We start from the raw sequence: 4,863 nt of genomic DNA on the forward strand, positions 1-4,863 counted from the left end.
CCTGCTGGTCACCGGTGCCGTCCGGGCCTCCGGCGCGCTCGGCGCGGGCGTCGGCGCGGCGGCGATGCTGCCGGTGCCGCCCGCGATGCCGTTGGAGATCGCGGCCGAGACGCTCGCGGTGGCGGCCGTGGAGATCAAGTTGATCGCCGAGCTGCACGAGGTCTACGGCGCGCCGGCGCAGGGCGCCGCCATCCAGCGGGCCGGCGCCTACCTCGGCGCCTGGGCCAACCGCCGGGGGATCGACGCGGGCCTGCTGGTCCGGCCCGCCGGCTTCGCCGCGCTGGCGATCAGCTCGGAGGTGCGCCGGCAGGTCCGCCGCCGGCTGACCCGCAGCTCGTTGCGCCACCTGCCGGCGGTGGTCCCGCTGCTGGTCGGCGCCGGCATCGGCGCCACGATGAACCGCCGCGACACCCGTCGGCTGGCCGGCGAGGTGCGGAAGGACCTGCGCGAGCGCCGCCCGGCGGACGCCACCTACTGGGCCTCGGCCGCTCCGGCGCTGAAGGGCGGGACGGAGGCGCGGGGCAGGGCGGTGGATGCGGACGGGACGGCTCCGTAGCCCGCCGGGGGCAGCCGTCAGGCCCGTAGCGGCACGGCGCGCCCGGGACGGTCACCCGTCCCGGGCGCGCCGCCGTTTCGTCACTGTTCCCGGAGGTCCCTAGAGCTTCGGCGGTGCCGGCGGGGCACCCGCGCCCCGGCCGGCCTTGACGCCGTTCACCATCGCTTGGTGGATCGCCCGTGCGGTGGTCTCGTCGTCCGCCGGCACCGGGCTGCCGTCGACGGTGTACCAGTCCAGCGCGCCGGTGTACTGGACGGTCAGCCGCGCCTCGCCGTCCACCCAGGTGGTGTGCACGGTGAGGTCGCCGGAGATCGGGCCGACCTCGGTGGTGGTGACCCCACCGGGGCCGCTGATGATCGATTGGGTGGTCCAGGTCGCCCACGACGTGCGCGGGTCCGCGGGCGGCCGGGCCTGGCGGTTGCCTTCGTCGTGTTCGGTCATGCGCCTCTCCTCCCTCGCGGGTGCACCGCCGCCGGAGCGGCGACACCCACGGTCGCGGCGACCGCCCGGTCCCACCGGGCGGTCGAGTCGGTACGCCGGACGGTCAGCCGGACTGGCCGGGCTGGTCCGGCATGCGGGCGCCCTCCGCCTGGGAGGTGTCCTGCGCGTGCAGGTTCTGCGTCGAGGGGATGCCCTCCTCGGGGTCCGCGGCGCGGATGTCCTCGTCGTCCTCGGTGCTCACCTTGGACCGGTCGCTCATGTCGGTCATCGCGGGCTCCGTCTCCTCGGCCGGTCCGGGCGCGCCGGGTCGGGGGCGCGGCAGGGCCGGTGGTGTCTCTTCGCCCTTCCAGCCTGCCTCCGCCCCGGCGCCAGGGCCAGCCGGGTGCCCCGGCGAGCGACCGCGGACCTCACCTTGAGGTCACCAGGTGACGGGCAGGGACCGCATGCCGTAGATGAACGAGTCGGTGCGGAACGCCAGCTCGCTGCGGGGGACGGTCAGCCGCAGCCCGGGCAGCCGCCGGAACAGCGTGGCCAGCGCGATCTGGAGCTCGGCGCGGGCCAGCGGCTGGCCGAGGCACTGGTGCACGCCGAAGCCGAAGGCCATGTGCCGCCGGGCGTCCCGGTCCAGGTCCAGTTCGTCGACCGGCGGCCGACCGGCACCGCCGAACATCTCCTCGTCCCGGTTGGCGGTGGAGAGCATCGCGATCACGCCCTCCCCGGCCCGGACGGTCGCGCCGCCCAGCTCCACGTCCTCCAGCGCCACCCGGGGCACCCCGGTGTGGACGATGGTGAGGTGGCGCAGCAGCTCCTCCACCGCGCCGGGCAGCGCGGCCGGGTCGGCCAGCCTGGCGACCTGCTCGGGCCGGTCCAGCAGCAGGGCGGTGGACAGCGAGATCATGTTCGCGGTCGTCTCGTGCCCGGCGATCAGCAGCAGGATGCCGGTGCTGGCGACCTCGCGCACGGTGAGGTCGTCCCGGGCGGCGAGCCGGCTGAGGATGTCGTCCTCCGGCTTCTCCCGCTTGCGGTCCGTCAGCCCCTCCAGGTACGCCAGCAGCTCGTCCTGGGCCTCAAGGAGCCGCTCGATCGTGCTGGAGTTGCTGAGCAGCGTCCGGCTGATGCTCTGGAAGAACTCGCGGTCCTCGTACGGGACGCCGAGCAGCAGGCAGATCACCAGCGAGGGGACGGGCAGCGCGAAGTCGGCGACCAGGTCGGCCTCGGTGCGGCCCACGGTCATCCCGTCCAGCGCCTCGTCCACGATCCGCTGGATGTCCGGGCGCATCGCCTCGACCCGCTTGACCAGGAAGTCCCCGGTGACCATCCGGCGCAGCCGGGCGTGCTCGGGGTCGTCGAGCCGCAGGAAGCTCGGGTTCTCGGTGATCCGTTCCCGGCTGCCGGCGACCAGCAGGGGGAAGGACGGGTGGCGTACGTCCGCGCTGAACCGGCGGTCGGACAGGACGGTGCGGACCTCGGCGTAGCCGGTGGCCAGCCAGCAGGACTCGCCCCCGGGCAGGTCGGCGCGGGTCAGCCGGGCGGTGGCGGCGGCCTCGGTGTACGCGGGCGGCGGGCCGAACGGGCAGCCGGCGGAGTGCGGGGACGGCAGCGGGACGGCGGGGACGGTGGGTGTGCTCGTCAAGGCGGGGTCTCCTTGTGTCGCGAGGTTCTCCGGTGGGGGGTCGTGTGGTGACTGGACGTCCGTCAGGGTCTGTCGCGGTGGCCGGGGCCGACGGCGGTCAGCCGTCGACCGGGGCGGTCCGCCTCCCGGCGGGTTCGGCCTCGGCCACGGTCGACCCGGCCGCTGCCGAATCGCCCTCGACCACGGTGATCGCGCCGCTCGGGCAGAGCTGGGCGGCCAGTCTGAGATCATCGAACTGGTCGGGCCGGAACGCGGTCTGACGGAGTCTCACCAGGCCGTCGTGGTCGTCCTGGTCGAACACCTCGGGGACGTTCATGACGCACATCCCGGAGCTGCAGCAGCGGTCCCGGTCGATACTCACCCGCATGGTCGGGCACCTCTCGCCAGTGCGCCGCCGGCTGCCCGGCGGCCGCCTCTCGTTGTCATTGCCAACCTAACCGCCGCTACTCCGTTCACGGAGGGTGCCGCGGCGGGATCGCCGAGAATGGCCGATTCGGCTCCCGTCGGAGCTGCCGGGCGGCGAGGCAGGTTTTGAATTGACGTTACCCGGACAAGCGTACGCTCCCACGGCTCCCGGCTCACCACGTCCGGCCGCCCGCCGCCGTGCGGGGGCGGGGGTGGGGGCCCGCCCGGAAACCGCCGAGCAGTAAGATCATTTCGCAACACGACGCGAAGGGGAGTTCATTGGCGCGGGTTGCGGTGGTCGGCGGAGGCATCAGTGGGCTGGGGACGGCGCTCATGCTGGGCCGGCGGGGTCATCCGGTCACATTGTTCGAACAGGACGCGCGGCAGGCCGGAGAGGACCCGGACCGGGACTTCTTCCACTGGGACAGGCCCCGGGTTCCGCAGGCCGTCCAGCCCCACTCGTTCCTCGCACCGGTGCGCACCGTGCTGCGGGCCGAGGCGCCCGATGTCCACGCGGACCTGCTGGCCCGCGGCGCCCTGGAGTACCACGACTTCGACTGGTTCGGTGAGCATCCGCCGCACCGGGCCGGGGATGAGGACCTGGTGACCCTGCGCACCCGGCGCATCGTGCTGGAGGCCGCCCTGACCGCGGCCGTGCGGCGCGAGCCCACCGTCGAGGTGCGGCGAGGCTCCCGGGTGCGGGCCCTCACCTTCGACGAGGGCCACCCCGCCCGGGTCACCGGCGTGCAGGTGGGCGCGGACACGTACCGGGCGGACCTCGTCGTCGACGCCTCCGGCCGTCGCTCTCCGGTTCCCGCCTGGTTGGTCGCGGCCGGCTGCCGCCCGCCCGTGGTCGACAGCCACCGCACCGGGATCGCCTACCTGTGTCGCTGGTACCGCCTGCGTGCCGACGGCCCGCGCGACCCCGGGCGGGTGAAGCCCGGCTCGACCGCACCGTTCGCGCTCGCCGGCGTGTTCCCGTCCGACAACGACACCTTCGCGGTGAGCGTGATGCTCTCCGCGGATGATCCGACCCGCGGCGCGCTCACCGACCCCGCCGTGTTCGAGGCCGTCGCCCGGAGCTTCCCCGCCACCGCCGCCTGGCTCGACCTGGACCCCGAGCCGCAGTCGGCCGTCCTGGCCATGGGCGGCCTGGACAACCGCTGGACCGCCCTCGCCGACGACGCCGGACCCGTCGTCACCGGCCTGATCAACGCCGGGGACAGCCTCGTCCACACCAACCCCACCCTGGGCCACGGCGCGGCCCTCGGCCTGCGCGCCGCCCAGTACATCGCCACCCGTGTCGAACGGATCGCCGCGGACCCCACCGGCTACCACGCCTGGGCGGCGCGCACCCTCCGTCCCTGGTTCGACGCGCAGGTGACGGCCGACCGCGGCAACGAGCAACGCCTCACCGGGACCCAGCCGTCCGCGGACCTGCGGACTGCCGCGCTGGCTGCCTGCGCGTTCGACGACCCCGTCGTCATGCGGGCCAGGGCCCGGGTGCGCCACCTCCTGCAACCGGCGGAGGAGGCCTACGGAACCGACGAAGTGGACCGCCACGTCACCGCCTGGCTGGCCGCCCACCCCGACTTCTCGCCACGGCCCGACGGCCCGACCCGAGACCAGTGGGATGCCCTCATCCCGGCCTGAGTGCCCGCCCCGCCCCGCACCTTCGGCAGCCGGGCCCTCGCCGAGCTGCGACGCGAGGTGACCGTCGCGGATGCGGTCGGCGGTCCCGCCCCCGCTCGGGCCCGCTGCCGAAGTGGCGGGCCCACGATCCGGCATCGAGGAGGGCGGCCGCCGCGCTCGGGTTCGTCGGGCGCGG

General features: G+C 74.8%; 5 protein-coding genes and 1 pseudogene. 2 read left to right on the forward strand and 4 right to left on the reverse strand.

Annotated features, from left to right (window positions below; translation table 11 throughout):
• Positions 1 to 556 (forward strand): annotated as a pseudogene (locus KS423_RS38540) (hypothetical protein); the annotation flags it as partial.
• Between the two features lie 99 nt (positions 557 to 655).
• Here the strand turns inward: KS423_RS38540 and KS423_RS38545 are convergent.
• The 4 genes from KS423_RS38545 to KS423_RS38560 form a co-directional block, all read right to left on the reverse strand.
• A complete protein-coding gene (locus tag KS423_RS38545; protein ID WP_224284391.1) occupies positions 656 to 997 on the reverse strand; it encodes a hypothetical protein in 342 nt (113 codons plus the stop codon).
• A gap of 103 nt (positions 998 to 1,100) precedes the next feature.
• Positions 1,101 to 1,265, reverse strand: a complete 165-nt coding sequence (locus KS423_RS38550) for a hypothetical protein (protein WP_224284392.1) — start codon at positions 1,263 to 1,265, stop codon at positions 1,101 to 1,103.
• Between the two features lie 150 nt (positions 1,266 to 1,415).
• On the reverse strand, positions 1,416 to 2,630 hold the full coding sequence (locus KS423_RS38555) for a cytochrome P450 (protein ID WP_224284393.1): 1,215 nt from the start codon (positions 2,628 to 2,630) through the stop codon (positions 1,416 to 1,418).
• Positions 2,631 to 2,727: 97 nt separating this feature from the next.
• A complete protein-coding gene (locus KS423_RS38560) occupies positions 2,728 to 2,997 on the reverse strand; it encodes a ferredoxin (RefSeq protein ID WP_224284394.1) in 270 nt (89 codons plus the stop codon).
• 317 nt (positions 2,998 to 3,314) lie between these two features.
• Between KS423_RS38560 and KS423_RS38565 the strand changes: the two genes are divergently transcribed.
• Positions 3,315 to 4,688, forward strand: a complete 1,374-nt coding sequence (locus tag KS423_RS38565) for an FAD-dependent oxidoreductase (protein WP_224284395.1) — start codon at positions 3,315 to 3,317, stop codon at positions 4,686 to 4,688.
• Positions 4,689 to 4,863 lie beyond the last annotated feature (175 nt).

The organism is Streptomyces sp. LS1784 (assembly GCF_020103755.1).
Lineage (GTDB): Bacteria > Actinomycetota > Actinomycetes > Streptomycetales > Streptomycetaceae > Kitasatospora.

Coding starts and splice junctions, on each gene's coding strand:
- KS423_RS38560 (WP_224284394.1), bottom strand. CDS start 2,997: ATGCGGGTGAGTATCGACCGGGACCGCTGCTGCAGCTCCGGGATGTGC.
- KS423_RS38545 (WP_224284391.1), bottom strand. CDS start 997: ATGACCGAACACGACGAAGGCAACCGCCAGGCCCGGCCGCCCGCGGAC.
- KS423_RS38550 (WP_224284392.1), bottom strand. CDS start 1,265: ATGACCGACATGAGCGACCGGTCCAAGGTGAGCACCGAGGACGACGAG.